A 17,985-nucleotide genomic window follows, 5' to 3' on the forward strand; every position below is an offset into this window, starting at 1 on the left:
TGATTGCTGACTCTGGGGGGTTGCCGCTTAGCTGAAGGCGTGGGTCAGGGCGCCGGCGGTGATGGCTTTCATCAGGTTGTGCACCAGGGCGTGGAAGCTGAATTCGGCTGCGGCTCTGTCGATTCCGCGGCTGGTGAAGCGGCGGAACCCAAGGTTGTGCTTGGCGTGGGCGAACGGGGTTTCGGCGATATGACTGCGCTGCTTATAAATGGCGTGTCCCTCGGGGGTGCGCAGCCGGTGCGCCATCGCATCGATCGGGGTGGCATCCGGCGGGGGTGGCCCGCTAGCGGGGTCCTGGCGGGCGGCCAGCGCCAGGTCACGGGTCTTACCGACTGCGATGAGCCGGTCCGGTCCGGCCATGGTGAGGTTGTCGGTGCTCAGGTAGCCGGCATCGGCGAGAACGGTACCGATCCCGCCCTGGGTGTCTTGGGCCTCGGCGCTGTCAGGGCGGTGGGCGTCGATGAGTGCAGCGGCGTCCACGGATTTGTTCATGATCGTGTCAAAGGCGGTGGCATCGCTGGGATTGCTGCCCACGCTGGTCGCGATGATCAGCCCGTCGCTGCTAGTGGCGGCCTGGCAGTTGTAGCCCTGCACCCAGCCCCCGCCCCGCAGCGGCATCATCCGTGACTGCGGATCAGTGATATTGCGTTTAGGGCCCCCACCGGCCGGTGCACTGCCTTGCTCGGCGGCGGCGCGCTGCGCGGCGGCGCGCTCGGCGGCAGCCTGCTCGGCGGCGGCGCGCTCCGCGATCGCCCGGTCCAGGGCGGCTTGCTTGCGTTTGACGAAAACATCCTCCTCGACCGGTCCAGGGGTGTGCCCACCCCGGAACGGTCGGGCCGCCCAGGCATCATTGCGGGCCTGCACCCGGGCTTTCTCCCTGGCCAGGCTCTGGGTCAGAACCTCCACGCGGATCTCAGCCGGCGGTGGGCCGCACCGGATTCCGCGGGCGCGCCGGTCCTGGTAGTCGGCCAGGAAGGCCTGGCGCTTGGCAGCGCGATCGGCGTCGCGTTGGCGGCGACGCTCCTGCACGCCCTGGCGGTCGCCTCCACCGGCACCGGTGCCGGCCTTGAGTTCTGCGAGCGCCTCAGCGATACGGGCGGCCCGGGTGCGGGGATCGGCCAGATCGGCAGGCAGCTCATCACCACGACGATCCGGCCCGTACAAGGCATCCTCGGCCGCATCAGCAGCAGCGTGCTCGGCTGCGGCGGCCGCGGCGAGCTTACGGGCCTTGTCCATATCGACCGCGGCCTGCTGGGCCGCCGCCTTGACCAGCCCGTCTTCGGTGCGGTTGGCCGCTATCGAGGCATCCGAGGCGATCTTGACCGAATCGATGGCCACCACCCCCAACTGGCCCATCCCCACCCGCGCGCACAACGCCAACACCTGGGCGAACAAATCCTCACAGGCCCCAGCAGCCCGGGCCCGAAACCGTGCAATCGTCACATGATCTGGCCCATCACCAGCGCAAATGACCCGAAAAGCCACATCACGCTGACACAACCGCTCGATCACCCGCGACGACCGCACCCCCTGGGCCCACGCCCAAATCAGCAACGTCAACAACATATCCGGGTCATAACCAGCCCGGCCCGTCCCACCGACACGCCGCTGGGCATGCACACCCGAGGTATCCAGCCCCGCCACCACCTTGATCACCAGCCACACCGGATCCGACTCGGGCAACCAATCCCGCATATTCTCCGGCAACAAGAACTGCTGATCGCGATCCACCGGTCGATAACCCTTGGCCACCAACCAATCTTCGTCGACCATCAACCCCACCCCAGGCAAGACATGCCTACAACACAGGACCAAACCCAATAGCCGTACTAACTACCTATTTCGCAACAGCCCGATCCGGGGCGCGCTGGCCGCAGGCTCGGCGCACGGGCTAGCGCGTAATGGGCACCGTCTGGGCGATAACGGCACCGCCGGCGTTCAGGCCCTGCAGTTGGTAGTAGCCGTCCTTGCTTCCGCTCAGCGGTATCGGGGTGTCGTATCCCGCCCAGTCCACGGTGGAAAGCATTGTCATGGCATTACTTTCGGGCCCGTGCAGCAGCCGCCACTGCCGCACCGCGGTGGCCCCGTTCCAGACCGCGTGTGCGGTGTCGTCGGTGAAAGTCAGTTGCGGTGGGTCGACGGGATCGCCGGCCCAATCGTTGAGAAACGCGCGGTAGGTGCCTCCGGTGAGGGTGGCGTCGTAAACCATCTCGCCCGTTCCAGTGAACTCGGCGATGTGGAGGGCGGTACCCCAACTCGAGAAGGTGTTGCCGTCCGGTAGCTGTTGCAGATTGCCCATGGCGCCGGTGCTGAGCTTGTCGGGGTGGGTTTGCGCCCGGATGAGCGTGGCCCGACGGGCGGCAAAATCCAGGTGGATCCATTTCAGGCTGGTCGGCACCGATCCGCCGCTCGTTTGCCCCGCGTCGCCTTCAAAGTGGTTGTCGAACAACGTCACCGTGTTCGCATCTGGCATCTCGGCGTCATGTTGATAGGCGAAGTCGACCCCGTCACCGAGCTCGAACGTCGAATGTTTCCCCCCGAGTTGCCAATTGATGGCACCGGTGCGGGGATCGACATTGAACACAGTGGACAGCGCACGCATGCTGATCACCAGATTGCCCGCGGGATCCAGCGCGATCGCGTTCATATGGTAGGGATCCAGCACACTGCCGGCGGTGTACTTTTCCGGCGAGTCGGCGACCGGCACGTGGCTCAGCGCGTCCCACTGGAACAGCGTCTTTTTGGACGCCACATCCACCACCGATGCGATGCAGTTGTAGATCTTGCCGTCGCGGGGCCCACCGATGGCCGTCAGGTCGGTCGTCACCTCCTGGTAGGAGGTGATCAGGGCGCGCCCATCCGGGATGAGCCGGAACTCGTGGACATCCGACGCCAGATCTCCACCGGGTGTCAACGCGCTGATCACGTTGTAGTGCGCATCGGCGATGTAGCTGGCGCCAAGCCCGTGGCTTCCTTGCTTGAGGCCCTGCCACCAGGTGAGCACCGGTTTGCCTTGATAGCTCTGGACCCGCAGGTTACCGGCGCTCTGGCCGGCCGGCGTTTGGCGTTGCCACACCACTTTTCCGGTCCTGTCGGCAATCACGAGGATGGCGGGGCGGCTGGCGGTGCCGGGATTGGCGGCCGTCATTCCGGAGACGAAGAAGATGTACCCGGGCGCACCGGGCTTGTTCACGTTGACGGTGTAGCCCAGCGACTGCGCCGACACCTCGGTAGCCGGCGCTGCACCGGAAGCTGCCGACGTCTGTGTCGCTGACTTGTTGTCGCGTGAACTACACCCGGCCAGGCCGCCCGCTGTCCCGGCTGTCAGGAAAGCACCCGCTGCGATACCGAACCGACGCCGCGATAACCCGAATTGGCTTGCCACCCGGCTAGGTTGTCACACTATGACGCATGGGCTGGACGCGGCTTGCCGTGGCGTCGCTAGTTGGTGTGGTGGCGGTCGGCTGCGCCGCTCTCCCGGCGGCCAGCCCGGGCCCGGCCAAGCCGCTGGACTACGTCGCCATGGGCGACTCCGTCGCCGCCGCTCCCGGCGTGCCGGACCAGGCCGCACCGCGCGGATGCAACAAGTCGACCAATAACTACCCGTCGGTGCTGGCACGACGGATCAAGCCGACCCGGTTCGTCGACGTCACCTGCAGCGGCGCGAACACCCTGGACCTCATCAGTCGCCAACAACAGACCCAAAGCGGCCTGATTGACCGCCAACTCGACGCGGTCGCCGCGACGACAGGTCTGATCACGATCACCATCGGCGCCAACGACGTCGGGTTGGCTTCCGACGCGCAGGCGTGCGAGGTCAAATTGCCCAACCCCAAGTCGTGCACCGCCAAGTTCGTGGTTGGTGATGTCGACCGGATCTCTACCCAGATTGCCGCGCAAGTCCCGGTGTGGGCGATGATGATCGACCAGATCCGCGTCAAGGCGCCGCACGCGCGAATCATCTTGGTGGGTTACGGGATCGTCATCCGGTCTGGTGGCTGCTTTCCCGGCCAGCCGGTGCTGCCGCATGACTCCGACTACTTGCAGGCCAAGCTCAACGAGCTCGACAACCGGCAACGACAGCTTGCCGCCGCAAAGGGGATCGACTACTTCGACACCAGACCGCTGTCGGTCGGCCACGACATGTGCGCGCCGCCGGCCGAGCGGTATACCGAGGGGTTTGTAACGAAGGCTCCCGCGGTTCCCTTGCACCCCACCGCTTTTGGCGCTGCTGCTGTGGGCAGCGCGCTCGCCGAGCACGTTACCCGGCCCGGCTCGCGCGGCTGAGCGTGTCTCATCCGGGTTGGAAATGCCCGGTTTAGATTCGCGAATTGGCGGCAATCATCTAATTCGGGTCGGGCAAACCGAATCTAAGACGGTGGGGCAATGCGCACGCTGATAAGTATCGGGTTTTCCGCGGCGGCAATCATTGTGGCGACTTCCTCGGCGGCGGCTTTTGGGGCGAATACCGCAACGGCCGCACCCGGCTCGAACGGCGGCACCAGGGTTGCATTACAGGCGACTCAGCGGCACTGCGATTTCAGCCGCACCAACTTCGCACCCAAGGTGCCTCATGTTTCCGAAGCCGTCGGCTCGGTCGTCATACGCACAGCCGGCTCCAGCGTGGTCGCGGAGGTGAATCTGGTGAACACCGCGGAGCCGGGCATGCACTATGACGTCGGCCTGATCCAGGCGCCACGGCCGTCGTCGGCTACCTGCGGTCCGGGGGCTCCGAGAACCACGTATACGGGCCTGGACCTGGACGAGGCTGGCCGGGGAACCGTGACCATTCAAGACGGTATTCGGCAGGGCACGACGGGCGTGTGGGTGATAATCCAGCGCCCGAATGAGCATTCCCAAGATCCGGCCGAGGTCTACACCTCCGAATTTGTGGTCCCGGTATAGCGGCATTTGTAATACGGTCGCGGAATGAGTGACTACGACTCAGAGGCCGTGGACCGGCTACCCTTCTCGACTCCCGAGAAAGCCGATCGCTACCGCACCGAAAATTATTGCGGTGCAGTGGGTCTCAATTGGTACCTCACCGATCCCACGTTGCAGTCCACCCTGGCGTATTACCTGAGGCCTGACGAGCTGTCGGTCGTGGAGCCCCATCTGATCCGCATCGGTGAGCTGATGGGCGGCCCGGTGGCGCGCTGGGCGGAAGAGACTGACCGCAACCCACCGCGCCTCGAGCGATACGACCGGTGGGGACACGACGTCAGCGCGGTCGTCATGCCGCCCTCGTTCGCCCAGTCCAAACGCGCGGTCCTAGATGCCCAGAAGGCGTTGCGCGACGAGGCGCGGGCTGCCTCCGTGAGTTCGTCACTGGCGATGTTCGCCTCCAACTACCTGCTTGACCAGGCCGATATTGGGATGGGCTGCGCGTTGGGCACCGGTGGCGGCATGGTGCAGTCGCTGGTGGCCGCCTACGCGCCGGCCGACGTGCGAGACCACGTCCTGGCCAAGTTTGAATCCGGGGAGTGGGCGGGCGAAACGGCACAGCTGCTCACCGAGCGGACCGGCGGCTCGGACTTGGGTGCGCTGGAGACAACGGCTCGACACAGCGGGGACGCGTGGCAGTTGAACGGCTTCAAGTGGTTTGCGTCCAACTGTGCCGGAGAGGCATTCGTCGTGCTGGCCAAACCCGAGGGCGCTCCCGACTCGACGCGTGGCGTTGCGACCTTTCTGGTGCTGCGCACCCGCCGGGACGGCTCTCGCAACGGGGTGCGGATCCGTCGCCTCAAGGACAAGCTCGGTACCCGCTCGGTTGCCTCGGGCGAGATCGAATTCGTCGACGCCGAGGCATTTCTGCTGTCCGGTGAACCTAGCGGCGACACGGGCCCGTCCGACGGCAAGGGTTTGGCCCGCATGATGGAGCTGACCAACGCGGCGCGGTTGGGCATCGCCTTGTTCGCGCTGGGAAACGCGCGCCGCGCCCTGGTGGAGTCGCTGTGCTACGCCCGGGCGCGCCGGGCGTTCGGCGGCGCGCTGATCGACAAGCCGCTGATGCGCCGCAAGCTGGCCGAGATGATCGTCGACGTCGAAGCCGCACTTGCGCTGGTGTTCGACGGCACCGGAGCCACCAACCACCGTCAACCCCGCGGCATGCGGCAGCGCATCGCGGTGCCGGTCACCAAGCTCAAGGTCTGCCGGCTCGGGATCACCATGGCCTCCGATGCGATCGAGATCCACGGCGGTAACGGCTACATCGAAACCTGGCCAGTGGCAAGGCTTTTGCGCGATGCGCAGGTCAACACGATCTGGGAGGGGCCGGACAACATCCTGTGCCTCGACGTACGCCGAGGCATCGAGCAGACTCGCGCTCACGAGACGCTGCTCGCGCGGTTGCGCGACGCGGTATCGGTCTCCGGCGATGACGACATCACACGGCTGGTGGCCGAGCGCATCGAGGACCTCCACGCGGCGATCACCGCGTGGACCAAACTCGACCGAGAAGTCGCCGAGGCGCGGCTATTCCCGCTCGCCCAATTCATGGGCGACGTATATGCCGGTGCTTTGCTCACCGAGCAGGCCGCGTGGGAGCGCGAGACCCGCGGCACCGACCGCAAGGCCCTCGTCGCCCGGCTCTATGCGCGGCGTTATCTCACCGAGTGCGGGCCGCTGCGCGGCATCGACGCCGACTCCGATGACGCGCTGGACCGTTTCGACGAACTCGTGGCCGGGGCGTTCAGTTTGTAGCGCGAGCAGGGGGCACCTCCCCCCTCGCGAGCAGACGCAAAAGCGCCCTGGAACGCCCGTTCCAGGGCGCTTTTGCGTCTGCTCGCCGGAGAAAGCTAGCGCAGATCTGACGTCCGCAGCAGGCAATGCACCCCGACAACGCCATTGACCGCCTGCGACACCTCGAAGTCGGCGGCCGCCGACAAGAACGCCAACGCCGACGCGCGGTCTGCACCGGTCACCTCACACACGTACGCCAGCGCGCGCCGCACACCATCCCGCATGGCTTCGTCGAGGGTCCCGCCCAGACCCACCAGGATGGTGTGCGTCGACGTCTGCGCCCACGGCGAGGCCAACACCTGCGCGAGCCGACGCGCATCACGATCGGACAGCACCGTCACCCGAAGGTCCGCCCGCAGCGGCGCTTCCAACGCGGTGAGGGCGACCTCCCCGTTGCCCTGCGCGAAGTGCGGGTCACCCAGATACAACCCGGCGTCCGGCACCTGCACAGGCAGCAACAGCGCACTGCCCACGCCCAGGTAGCGGATATCGAGGTTGCCCCCGTAGTCCCCGGGTGGGGTCGACGACCGCGCGCATCCGTCACCGGGCGTGACCCCCACCAGGCCCAGTTGCAGTCTCAGGTCGAACCGCAGCTGACGCCCGGTCGCCAGCGCGATGTGGGCGCGCTCGTCGGTGCCGACACGACCCAGGACGCAAACCAAATCCGAGGATTCGGGCATTTCGCCAGCCAGCACACCCAGGCCGTGGCGGTTGCTGATGATGCCGTAGTCGACGCGACGGGTGAGCCCGAGTTGCTCCACGCACAACACGTCTCCAGGGCGAGCGCCGGCGATGCTAATCGGCCCGAGGACCACGTGTGGCCCGTCGTCGCCGTTGCGTACCAACGATGCACCGGCGAGTTCGCGCACGTCATCGAGGATTTCGTTGTGCGCGATGCCGTATTCGCCGAAGAACGTGACGGGATCGGCGCCCTGGTCGTCCAGCAGTCCTTCGTGGCTGACCGTGTCGACGGTGATGGTCTGGCCGCTGTTTAGCGTCACGACCGGGGTTTCGCCGGCACATGGCAATCGGCCCCAGCGCAGGGCGCCCGTCATGGCGCTGAGATATTTGTCGCCCCGGATGTCACCGGTGCCGGTGTGTAGGGGCGGCATCGCGACGGGCTAGATCGGGGTCAGGCCGTGCTTGCGGCCGACGCGCCACCACTGTTGCCTGTCCCTCAGCAGGTGCATCGATTTGCGCAGCAGCAGCCGGGTTTCGTGCGGCTGGATCACCCCGTCGATGTAGCCGCGCTCGGCTGCGGTCCACGGGATCGCCAGGTTGAGGTTGTAGCCCTCGATGAAGTCGCGCTTGACCTGCTGCGCCTCCGGCGTGGTCGGATCCGGGAAACGCTTCATCAGCAGCTGCGCGGCGCCGTCGGCGCCGATCACCGCGATGCGCGCGGTCGGCCACGCGAAGTTCAAGTCGGCGCCCAGCTGCTTGCAGCCCATTACCGCGTAGCCGCCGCCATAGGCCTTGCGGATGATGATCGTCACCTTCGGTACGTCGGCTTCGACGAGGGCGTTGAAGAACCGGCCGCCGCGCTTGATGATCCCGTTCTTCTCTTCCTGCACCCCGGGCATGGCGCCTGGGGTGTCGACGACGAAAACCAAAGGCAGGTTGTAAGAGTCGCAGAAGCGGATGAAGCCGGCCGCTTTGTCGGAGGCCTCGGTGTCGACCGCCCCGGACATGTGCATCGGCTGGTTGGCGATCACCCCGACCGGCCGGCCGTTCACCCGGGCGAACGCAGTGATCATCGCTAGACCACGCTGTGCTGCCACGTCGAAGACGTCGCCGTCGTCGAAGATGCGCAGCAGAATCTCGTGCATGTCGTAGGCGGTGTTGTCGGCGTCCGGCACGATCGAGTCGAGTTCTAAATCAGTCGGGGTGATCTCCGGCTCCAGCCCGGGGTTTACGATCGGCGGATCATCAAAGCAGTTGGACGGCAGGAACGACAGGTAGTCGCGGACGTACTGGAACGCGCCGGCCTCGGACTCCACCACCTGGTGGATATTGCCGTACCGGGCCTGGTTGTCCGCGCCGCCCAACTCGTCGAGGCTGACGTCCTCGCCGGTGACGTCCTTGATCACGTCGGGGCCGGTGATGAACATGTAGCCCTGGTCGCGCACCGCCACCACCAGATCGGTCTGGATCGGTGAATACACCGCTCCCCCAGCACATTTGCCCAGAATGATGGAGATCTCCGGAACCAAGCCACGCAACATCTCGTGGCGGCGGGCCAGCTCGGCATACCAGGCCAGCGAGGTGACCGCGTCCTGGATACGGGCGCCCGCCGAGTCGTTGATGCCGACGATCGGGCAGCCGGTCATCGCGCACCACTCCATCAGCTTGGCCACCTTGCGACCGAACATCTCCCCCACCGAGCCCTGGAACACAGTCTGGTCGTGGGAGAACACCGCCACCGGACGGCCGTTGATCCGGCCGTGCCCGGTGACCACCCCGTCGCCGTACAGCGCGTTCGGGTCACCCGGGGTCTTGCACAGCGCGCCGATCTCCAGGAAGGTGCCCGGATCCACCAGTGCGTGAATACGTTCTCGCGCGCTGGGGATGTCTTTCTTGGCCCGTTTAGCGACGGCCTTCTCACCGCCAGGCTCCTTGGCCAACTCCAGCTTTTCGTGCAGTTCAGCCAGCAGCTCGGCGGTGGTCTTAGTGCTCAATTGCGGGCCCTCTGTTCAGCCTCGATGTCCTCCAACGCGCGGCTCATGTGTTCGCCCACCTTGGCGATGATCGGTTCGTCGATGGCCTGAATGTGCTCGCCACCGATCGGCACCACCTCGAGGTCGGAGACGTACTCGCCCCAGCCGCCATCCGGCTTGCGGGTGGCATACCGCGGCTCGAACATGATCGCGTCGTCATGGTAACGATCGGCCATGTAGAGGGTGACATGCCCGTCATACGGCTGGATCTCGGCGGTGTCGATCGCCCGGTTGTCCAGATACGACGTGCGCTGGTGCTCGACGATCCCGGCCGGGATCTGCACCCCGCTTTGGCTGACGGCCTCGAGCACAAACCGGACCTGGCCTTCGTCGTCGAGCTCCTCGAGCTGCTCGTACGGGATCTCCGGGATGGTGACGTTGAACGTCTTCTCGGCGAACCGGGCGTAACGATCCCAGCGCTTGCGGATCTCCTCCTTGGTCTGCGGGATCTCCTCACCGGCTCGCACCGCGTCGATCAGCCCGACCCATGCGACGTCCTTGCCCTGTTGCTTGAGCCCGATCGCGCACGCGTAAGCCAGCACGCCACCCAGTGACCAGCCAGCCAGAATGTAGGGCCCGTCGCCCTGCATCTCGATCAGCTTCGGCACATACGCCGCTGCACGTTCTTCGATCGACCCCTCGACTCGTTCGAAGCCGTACATCGGAGTGTCCGCCGGCAACCGGTTGAGCAGCGGCTCGTACACCACCGTCGACCCGCCGGCCGGATGGAACACAAACACCGGGGCCTTGGAGCTGCTCTCGGGACGCGCCCGCAGGGTGCGGACAAATCCATCGATCACGCCGGCCTCCAGATAGCCACGTACCTTGTCGGCCAGCTCCTCGATGTTCGACGAGGTCAGCACGTCTTCGGCGGTGATCGGCCCTTCGGCACGCTCGGAGAGCCGCTGCGCCATCTTGGCGGCCGTCGCGTCGTCCAGCTTGGGCAGGGGGTTGAAGATGCCGCCCGCCGACTTGCCCGTGACGATCGCCCAGGTCGCGAACGTAACCCGCTCGGCGGCATCACGCGGCGGCACGTCGGAATTCAGTGCCTCGGCGACGGCCTTCTGGTTGAGCGCCTCCGCGGCGGCAGCCAGGTTCGGCTGTCCGTTGCCGGTGGAACTGGACGGGCCCGACGGGCCTGACGGGTCCGTCGGCGGAGGCGGGATCGGGACTTCCGACGCCGGCGCGGGCTGAGACTCGGGTTCGGCAGTCTTGCCATGCAGCAACTCGGCCTGCGCCCGGGCGATCTCCTCGGCCGTCTGGGTCTTCTGGTGCTCATGCAGCTGCTGGACCTCGTCGCGGTGCTCGACCGCGTACTCGATCAGCTTCTCGACGTTGTAGAGATTGGCGTCACGCACCGCAGTCAATTGAATTGGCGGCAGGTCGAAGTCGTATTCGACGCGGTTCTTGATCCGCACCGCCATCAGCGAGTCCAGGCCAAGCTCGATCAGCGGCACCTCCCACGGCAGGTCCTCGGGCTCGTAGCCCATGGCCGCCCCCACGATGGCGCCCAGTCGATCGGCGATCGTCTCGCCCGAATCGGGTGACCATCTGCCCATGTCGGATATGTAGCGGGTGGTCAGGCTGTCCGTCAGAGTTTCGGCTTCGGGTTCCACTGTCTCTGTTGGCGGAGCCGCTGCGGCCACCGCCGCCGGGGCCGCAATCGCCGTGCCCGCGCCCACCGCGGTCGGCAGCACCGCTTCGGAACCGGCCCGGGCCACCAGGGCGTCGTACACCAGCGTGAACGATTCCTCGATGCGCGCATGCACCTGAACCGACGCGCCGCCGGGGTGGCGGGTCATCGTCGTCACCAGCCGGGCACCCGCACCGGGCATCGCACGCTGCTCCGCGGCGCTCAACTGTGCGTCCGGAAGTATTTGCGTCGCAGCGGCTTTCACCAACGCGGCCAGATCCGTGTCGGCGTCCCGCGGCGCGTATTCCCAGACGTGGCGGCCGTCCGGCAGCGCGACATGAGTGCCCGGCACGATAACCGAGCCGTCACCGGAGAAGTGCGCGGGCAGCCAGTGCTCCTTGCGCTTGAACCGCGTCGGCGGGATATTCGCGTAGTCCTCCGGGCCAGACGCGCGGCTGAACAATGTGCGCATGTCCAGGTCGTGGCCGTATACATAGAGCTGCGCCATGGTCGTGATCATCGACTCGACCTCGTCCTGCTTGCGGGCCAGGGTCGGGATCAGTTGGGCGTCATGCAGGCCCGCCGACGCCGTGGTCAGACCCACCTGCATCAGCGCCACCGGGTTGGGCGCCAACTCCAGGAACGTGGTGTGCCCGCTGTCGACGGCGTTGCGGATCCCGTGGGTGAAGTAGACGGAATGCCGCAGCCCCTTCTTCCAGTAGTCGACGTCGTGGATGGGGTCGCTGCCGGGCTTGATGTAGCTGCCCTCGTGCACCGTGGAGTAGATCCCGGCCGTCGGGCTCATCGGCTTGATGCCCTGTAGCTCGGCGGCGAGTTCGCCGAGCAGTGGGTCCATCTGTTGGGTGTGGCTGGCGCCCTTGGTCTGGAACTTGCGGGCGAACTTGCCCTCGGCCTCGGCGCGGGCGATGATCGCGTCCACCTGGTCGGGCGGGCCGCCGATGACGGTCTGGGTGGGGGCGGCGTAGACGCACACCTCCAGGTCCGGGAAGTCGGAGAACACCGTCTTGATCTCGTCGGCGGAGTATTCCACCAGCGCCATCAGCCGGATGTATTCGCCGAACAGCATGGCCTCGCCCTCGCCCATCAGGTGCGAACGCGAGCAGATCGCCCGGGTGGCGTCGCGCAGCGACAGGCCACCGGCGAAGTAGGCGCACGCGGCTTCGCCCAGCGACTGGCCGACCACCGCGGCGGGCTTGGCGCCATGATGCTTGAGCAGCTCGCCCAGCGCGATCTGGATCGCAAAGATGGTGACCTGGGTGGTCTCGATGCCGTAGTCCTGCGAATCGTCCAGGATCAGCTCGAGCACCGAGTAGCCCAGCTCGTCTTGGACCAGCGCATCGACCTTCTCGATCCACTCGGCGAAGACCTGGTCGCGCAGGTACAGGCTCTTGCCCATCTTGCGGTGCTGGGCACCGAACCCGGCGAGCACCCACACCGGGCCGCTGGTCACCGGCCCGTCGACGCTGAACACGTTCGGCCGCTGCTTGCCTTCGGCGATGGCCCGCAATCCCTTGATGGCCTCGTCGTGGTCATGCGCCAGCACCACCGCGCGAGAGCGGCCGTGGTTGCGGCGCGACAGCGATCGGCCGATCGACTCCAGCGACGCCGCCTGGCCCTCGGGGCTTTCCATCCAGTCCGCCAATTCGGCGGCGGCGGCCTTTTTCCGAGACGTCAGGAACGCCGACACCGCAAGCGGGATCAAAGGGGCCGTAACCTCTTGTGCCGCAAGCTCTTCCAACGCAGCCGCCTTAAGCGCCAGCGCTTCTTCGGTCACGCCGGGCAGCTCGGGCTCTTCGTCTGCGGCCGCAGCGCCGTCGGTAATGATTTCGCCGTACTCGTCGAACCGCAGCGCGTGGCTTTCGAGCGGGCCCGCCTCGGCCGGGGCCGCTGCTACCGGTAGCGCAGCTTCGGGTTCCGGCTCCCGTTCGATGACGTCACGTGGTAGGACCTCGCGCACCACCACGTGCGCGTTGGCGCCGCCGAAGCCGAAGCTGGACACCCCAGCCAGCGCGTAGCCGCCATAGCGCGGCCAGTCGGCCACCGTGTCGATGACCTTCAGCCGCATCGCGTCGAAGTCGATGTATGGGCTGGGGCCGGCGAAGTTGATCGACGGCGGCAGCTTGTCGTGCTGCAGGGCTAACACCACCTTGGCCATGCTGGCCACACCGGCCGCCGCCTCCAGGTGGCCAATGTTGGTTTTCACCGCACCCAGCAGCGCCGGCCGATCGGCCGGACGTCCCCTGCCGACCACCCGGCCCAGCGCCTCGGCCTCGATCGGGTCACCGAGGATGGTGCCGGTGCCGTGCGCCTCGATGTAGTCGACATTGCGCGGATCGATGCCGGCGTCCTTGTAGGCCCGGCGCAACACGTCGGCCTGCGCGTCCTGGTTGGGTGCGATCAGGCCGTTGGACCGGCCATCGTGGTTGACCGCGCTACCGGCGATGACCGCGAGGATCTGGTCGCCGTCTCGGCGGGCGTCGTCGACCCGCTTGAGCACCACCATGCCGGCACCCTCGGACCGGGTGTAGCCGTCTGCGTCCGCCGAGAACGACTTGATGCGGCCGTCGGGCGCCAGCACCGCGCCGATCTCGTCGAAACCGATGGTCACCATGGGAGTGATCAACGCGTTCACCCCGCCGGCGACGACGACGTCGGCCTCGCCGTTACGCAGCGCTTGCACGCCCTGATGGATGGCGACGAGCGAACTCGAGCACGCGGTATCGATGGTGACCGACGGTCCCCGGAAGTCGTAGAAGTACGAGACCCGGTTGGCAATGATCGAGGTGCTGGTGCCGGTGATGGCATAGGGATGCGCGACCGTCGGGTCGGAGACGGCCAGGAATTGGTAGTCATTGGTGGTGCTGCCGACGAACACGCCGACGGCTTCGCCGCGCAGGCTTGACGGTGGGATCCGGGCGTGCTCAAGCGCCTCCCAGGTCAGCTCCAGCGCCATCCGCTGCTGCGGGTCGATGTTGTCTGCCTCGGTCTTGGCCACCGCGAAGAACTCCGAGTCGAAGCCCTTGATGTCCTTCAGGTAGCCGCCGCGGGTGCGCGCCGATGCGACCCGCTGGGCGATGCGAGGCTCTTCAAGGAATTCCGACCAGCGGCCCTCGGGCAGGTCGGTGATGCCGTCGCGGCCCTCCAGTAGCGCCTGCCAGGTCTCCTCGGGGCTATTCATGTCGCCGGGCAGCCGGGTCGACAGGCCCACGATCGCGATGTCGACACGTTCGGCGGGGCCGCTGCGTGTCCAATCGACATTGCCGGAATCGTCGGCCTCAACCTCGGGCTCGCCCTCAACGATCCGGGTGGCAAGCGATTCGATGGTCGGATGCTGGAAGGCCACCGCGACCGAAAGGGTGACGCCGGTCAGGTCTTCGATATCGGCGGCCATCGCCACGGCATCCCGCGACGCCAGGCCCAGCTCCACCATCGGCACCGACTCGTCGATGTCGTCCGGGGACTTGCCCACCGCCTTACCCACCCAGTTGCGCAGCCACTGCCGCATCTCGGCGATGGTCATATCAGGCTTGTTGGCGGGCAGGTTCTCCTGGGATTCCGATACGTCAGACATAGGCCCCTACTCAGGATTCCGTCGCAAAAACCGTCGGAGAACCGACGCCGCTGCGCAGCGTGCCGTCGAGGTAGGCCGCACGGCAGGCACGCCGGCCGATCTTGCCGCTGGACGTGCGAGGAATCGTGCCGGCCTGCACCAGTAGCACGTCGCGGACGGTCACTCCGTGCCCGACGGCGATCGCCGCCCGGATGTCGTCCGCGATGGGCTGGTAGTCCAGCTTGTGCGCGCCCGCGGCCCGCTCGCCCACGATCACCAGCTGCTCGGAGGTGTCCTCGGCGTCGAACTTCAGCCCGGCGTGCGGGTCGTCGAAGACATTCTGCGGCAACTGGTTGGCCGGCACCGAAAAGGCGGCCACGTAGCCAACGCGCAACGCCTTCGTCGCTTCCTGCGCGGTGTACTCCAGGTCCTGCGGGTAGTGGTTACGGCCGTCGATGATGACCAGGTCCTTGATCCGGCCCGCTATATAGAGGTGCCCCTTGAAGTACGTGCCGTAGTCGCCGGTGCGTACCCACAGCCCGTCGTCGGAGGCTCCCTCGGCGTGTGACTCAGGGATTCGCGACTTGAGGATGTTTTTAAAGGTTTCGGAGGTCTCGTCCGGTTTACCCCAGTAGCCGACACCGAGGTTGTTGCCGTGCAGCCAGATCTCGCCGATCTGTCCATCCGGGAGCTCGCTGGCCGTGTCGACATCGACGATGACCGCCCACTCGTCGACGCCGATCTTGCCCGCCGAGACCTGCGCGACCGCGTTCGGTGCGTCGGCGGCGACCTCGACGAAGCGCTGCTTGTTCAGCTCGTCCCGGTCGACGTGGATCACCGTCGGTTCCTCGTCCATCGGGGTGGTGGAGACGAACAGTGTCGCCTCCGCCAGACCATAGGACGGCTTCACCGCGGTCGGGCGCAGGCCGTACGGTTCGAAGGCTTTGAAGAACTTGCGCATCGACGCCGGCGACACCGGCTCGCTGCCGTTGAGGATCCCCTTGACGTTGCTCAGGTCCAGAGGCGGCTCGTCGTCGCGGGGCAGGCCACGCATCGCGGCGTGCTCGAACGCGAAGTTCGGCGCGGCCGAGAAGACGCCACCGGTCTCCCCGGGCTTCCGCGCGAGCTCACGGATCCAGCGGCCCGGCCGGCGCACGAACGCGGCGGGCGTCATAAACGTGAAGCTATGGCCGAGCACCGTCGACAACAACGTCGTGATCAGGCCCATGTCGTGGAAGAACGGTAACCAGCTGCACCCGCGGTCACCTTCCTGACCTTCCAGGGCATTCAGCACCTGCAGCACGTTGGTGGGCAGGTTCAGGTGGGTGATCTGGACGCCCGACGGAATGCGGGTCGAGCCGGACGTGTACTGCAAGTAGGCGGTGGTGGACTCGTTGGCTTCCGGCTCCTGCCACGTGGCGGCCACCTCGGTGGGCACCGCGTCGACCGCGATGACGCGCGGCCGTTCCTTGGCCGAACGGTTGCGAATGAACTTGCGGACACCTTCGGCGGAGTCGGTGGTGGTCAGGATGGTCGACGGTGCGCAGTCGTCGAGCACCGCGTGCAGCCGGCCGACGTGGCCGGGCTCGGCGGGGTCGAACAACGGCACCGCGATCCTGCCGGAGTACAGCGCGCCGAAGAACGAGACGAGGTAGTCCAGGTTCTGCGGGCAGAGGATGGCGATGCGGTCGCCCGGCTGGGTGACCTGCTGCAGACGGGCCCCCACGGCGCGGTTGCGGGCACTGAATTCCGACCACAAGATGTCGCGCTCGACACCGTCGCGCTCGGTGGAGAAGTCCAGGAACCGGTAGGCGAGCTTGTCGCCGCGAACCTTGGCCCACTTTTCGACGTGACGAACCAGGTTGGTGTTCTCCGGGAACCTGATCTTTCCGTTCACGATGAACGGGTTGTGGTACGCCATGCCGCCCTCTCCTGTCACAACACATCGGTCGGCTTCGCCGCCGGTCACATCTCGGTGTCGGCTCCGCCGACTGTTCTACCTGCACGCCGACCAGCCCCGAAACCGGCCCTGAAAGGCGCACGCTCGCGGCGTGCGCCCCTTCAATGGTCACTTCGAGCCAGCTTCAACCCGATCGGGTCACCACATGCTCTTAAATATCTCTTAATGTTAAGGGGCGGCGCGCGGCAGACCAAATCACAAGGTACCGCTGATAGCGCCCACTACAGCGCCAGCACATCCCATGTCGGACCCATGTTTCACCCGTGTTTGGGATGCGGCGCCTTCTCAACAAGCCCGCGCGCCCAGTTCAATGTCCACTCGGTCGCCGGCTGCCCGTCGGAATTCCAGAAATCGGGCGTGCCATACATCGCATGAACCGGCTGCCCGGCACCGCCGGCCAGCGTGTTCAGCGTGGTCGGCAGGTTCGCCGGACTGAACGCTTCTTGCGGGGCGGCGCAGATCAGGTCACCCTCCGCACAAATCTCATTCGTTCGGCTGTCGAGCGCACCGAAACCGCCCGGCCGCGCGCCGGTCATGGTCAAGCCGAGCCCGGACAGCACCGGAACTTCGTGGAGGGTCACCTCAGCACCTTCGCCCGGCGGATTGGGTGGGATGTCGTTACCCACCCCCTGCTGGCGACGCCCGTCCGCGATCAACGTCACGCCGAGGACCAGGTCCTCGTCGACGGGCCCACGGCCGTTGCCGATATCGCTGGCGACATCGCCGGCGATCACCGCGCCCTGCGAGAAGCCGATCAGGACGTAGCTGGTCAACGGGCATTTGTTGTTCATGTCCGTCATCGCCTGGACCATCGCGCGGGTGCCTTCCGCCCGGCTGTCGTTGTAGGACATTTGGTTGTCGGAGGTCAGCGGATTGTGGAACTGCGCCGTGTAGGGAACGGTGTAGGTCTGCACCCGCGAGCCGGGGAACTGCTGGGCGATCGGGCCCGTCACAGTGAGCAGCAACGCCTTCGGGAATTGCACCGGTTTGAGCGGGTCGTCCGTCGGCGACGATTCCCAGGTTCCGGGAACCGAAACCAGCTGCACGTCGGGGCAGGAGGCGTCCTGGAAGGCGGGTCGGGGCTTGCGTGGGTGGGACGTGGTCGGCCCCGGCGTCAAGACCCCGGGCGGCACCGCGCTGGGCGGGGTCTCGTGGCGGCGCAGTATGACCACCACCGCCACAATGACCAGCGCCACGACACATGCCATTGACCCAGCCGCGGTCCAGGCGAGGATGCGGTGGCGTCGTCGACGCCGGGAGTTCTTGGCCATGTTCTCCTGCTAACAGAGTCAGTTAGGTGCCAGCGTGGCTGCACCGCCCTCTGCTGCACTCCACTACACGGTACCGGCTCGCTGCGCGGCCCCGA

The 17,985-nt window shown here is 66.5% G+C and carries 10 protein-coding genes; 3 read left to right on the top strand and 7 right to left on the bottom strand.

The window, feature by feature from the left end; translation table 11 throughout:
* Positions 1–27: 27 nt before the first annotated feature.
* Complete coding sequence (locus tag AADZ78_RS26525) at positions 28–1,773, bottom strand: transposase (protein ID WP_204903291.1); 1,746 nt, start codon at positions 1,771–1,773, stop codon at positions 28–30.
* Positions 1,774–1,891: 118 nt separating this feature from the next.
* Complete coding sequence (locus AADZ78_RS26530) at positions 1,892–3,385, bottom strand: arylsulfotransferase family protein (protein ID WP_139828955.1); 1,494 nt, start codon at positions 3,383–3,385, stop codon at positions 1,892–1,894.
* Positions 3,386–3,411: 26 nt separating this feature from the next.
* On the opposite strand from AADZ78_RS26530, the gene AADZ78_RS26535 reads away from it, so the two are divergent.
* The 3 genes from AADZ78_RS26535 to AADZ78_RS26545 all read left to right on the top strand — a co-directional run bounded on the left by AADZ78_RS26535 (position 3,412) and on the right by AADZ78_RS26545 (position 6,702).
* On the top strand, positions 3,412–4,287 hold the full coding sequence (locus AADZ78_RS26535; protein ID WP_085252440.1) for an SGNH/GDSL hydrolase family protein: 876 nt from the start codon (positions 3,412–3,414) through the stop codon (positions 4,285–4,287).
* A 99-nt stretch (positions 4,288–4,386) separates the two neighbouring features.
* Complete coding sequence (locus tag AADZ78_RS26540) at positions 4,387–4,905, top strand: hypothetical protein (RefSeq protein WP_085252441.1); 519 nt, start codon at positions 4,387–4,389, stop codon at positions 4,903–4,905.
* A 24-nt stretch (positions 4,906–4,929) separates the two neighbouring features.
* Positions 4,930–6,702, top strand: a complete 1,773-nt coding sequence (locus tag AADZ78_RS26545; RefSeq protein ID WP_085252442.1) for an acyl-CoA dehydrogenase family protein — start codon at positions 4,930–4,932, stop codon at positions 6,700–6,702.
* Positions 6,703–6,797: 95 nt separating this feature from the next.
* Here AADZ78_RS26545 and AADZ78_RS26550 read toward each other — a convergent pair whose 3' ends face one another.
* The 5 genes from AADZ78_RS26550 to AADZ78_RS26570 all read right to left on the bottom strand — a co-directional run bounded on the left by AADZ78_RS26550 (position 6,798) and on the right by AADZ78_RS26570 (position 17,890).
* Positions 6,798–7,853 (bottom strand): acetamidase/formamidase family protein, encoded by a 1,056-nt coding sequence (locus AADZ78_RS26550; protein WP_085252443.1) that lies wholly within the window; start codon positions 7,851–7,853, stop codon positions 6,798–6,800.
* 9 nt (positions 7,854–7,862) lie between these two features.
* Positions 7,863–9,416 carry an acyl-CoA carboxylase subunit beta gene (locus AADZ78_RS26555; RefSeq protein WP_085252444.1) on the bottom strand — a complete coding sequence of 518 codons (1,554 nt, stop codon included), beginning with the start codon at positions 9,414–9,416 and terminating at the stop codon, positions 7,863–7,865.
* Positions 9,413–14,680, bottom strand: coding sequence for a polyketide synthase Pks13 (gene pks13, locus AADZ78_RS26560; RefSeq protein ID WP_085252445.1), 5,268 nt, complete (start codon positions 14,678–14,680; stop codon positions 9,413–9,415). The genes AADZ78_RS26555 and pks13 overlap by 4 nt, the downstream gene beginning before the upstream one ends.
* A gap of 10 nt (positions 14,681–14,690) precedes the next feature.
* Complete coding sequence (fadD32, locus tag AADZ78_RS26565) at positions 14,691–16,580, bottom strand: long-chain-fatty-acid--AMP ligase FadD32 (RefSeq protein ID WP_085252521.1); 1,890 nt, start codon at positions 16,578–16,580, stop codon at positions 14,691–14,693.
* Positions 16,581–16,876: 296 nt separating this feature from the next.
* Positions 16,877–17,890: a cutinase family protein gene (locus tag AADZ78_RS26570; protein WP_085252446.1), complete on the bottom strand. Its 1,014-nt coding sequence runs from the start codon at positions 17,888–17,890 to the stop codon at positions 16,877–16,879.
* Positions 17,891–17,985 lie beyond the last annotated feature (95 nt).

It is taken from the genome of Mycobacterium riyadhense (assembly GCF_963853645.1).
In the GTDB taxonomy this organism is placed as follows: Bacteria; Actinomycetota; Actinomycetes; order Mycobacteriales; family Mycobacteriaceae; genus Mycobacterium; species Mycobacterium riyadhense.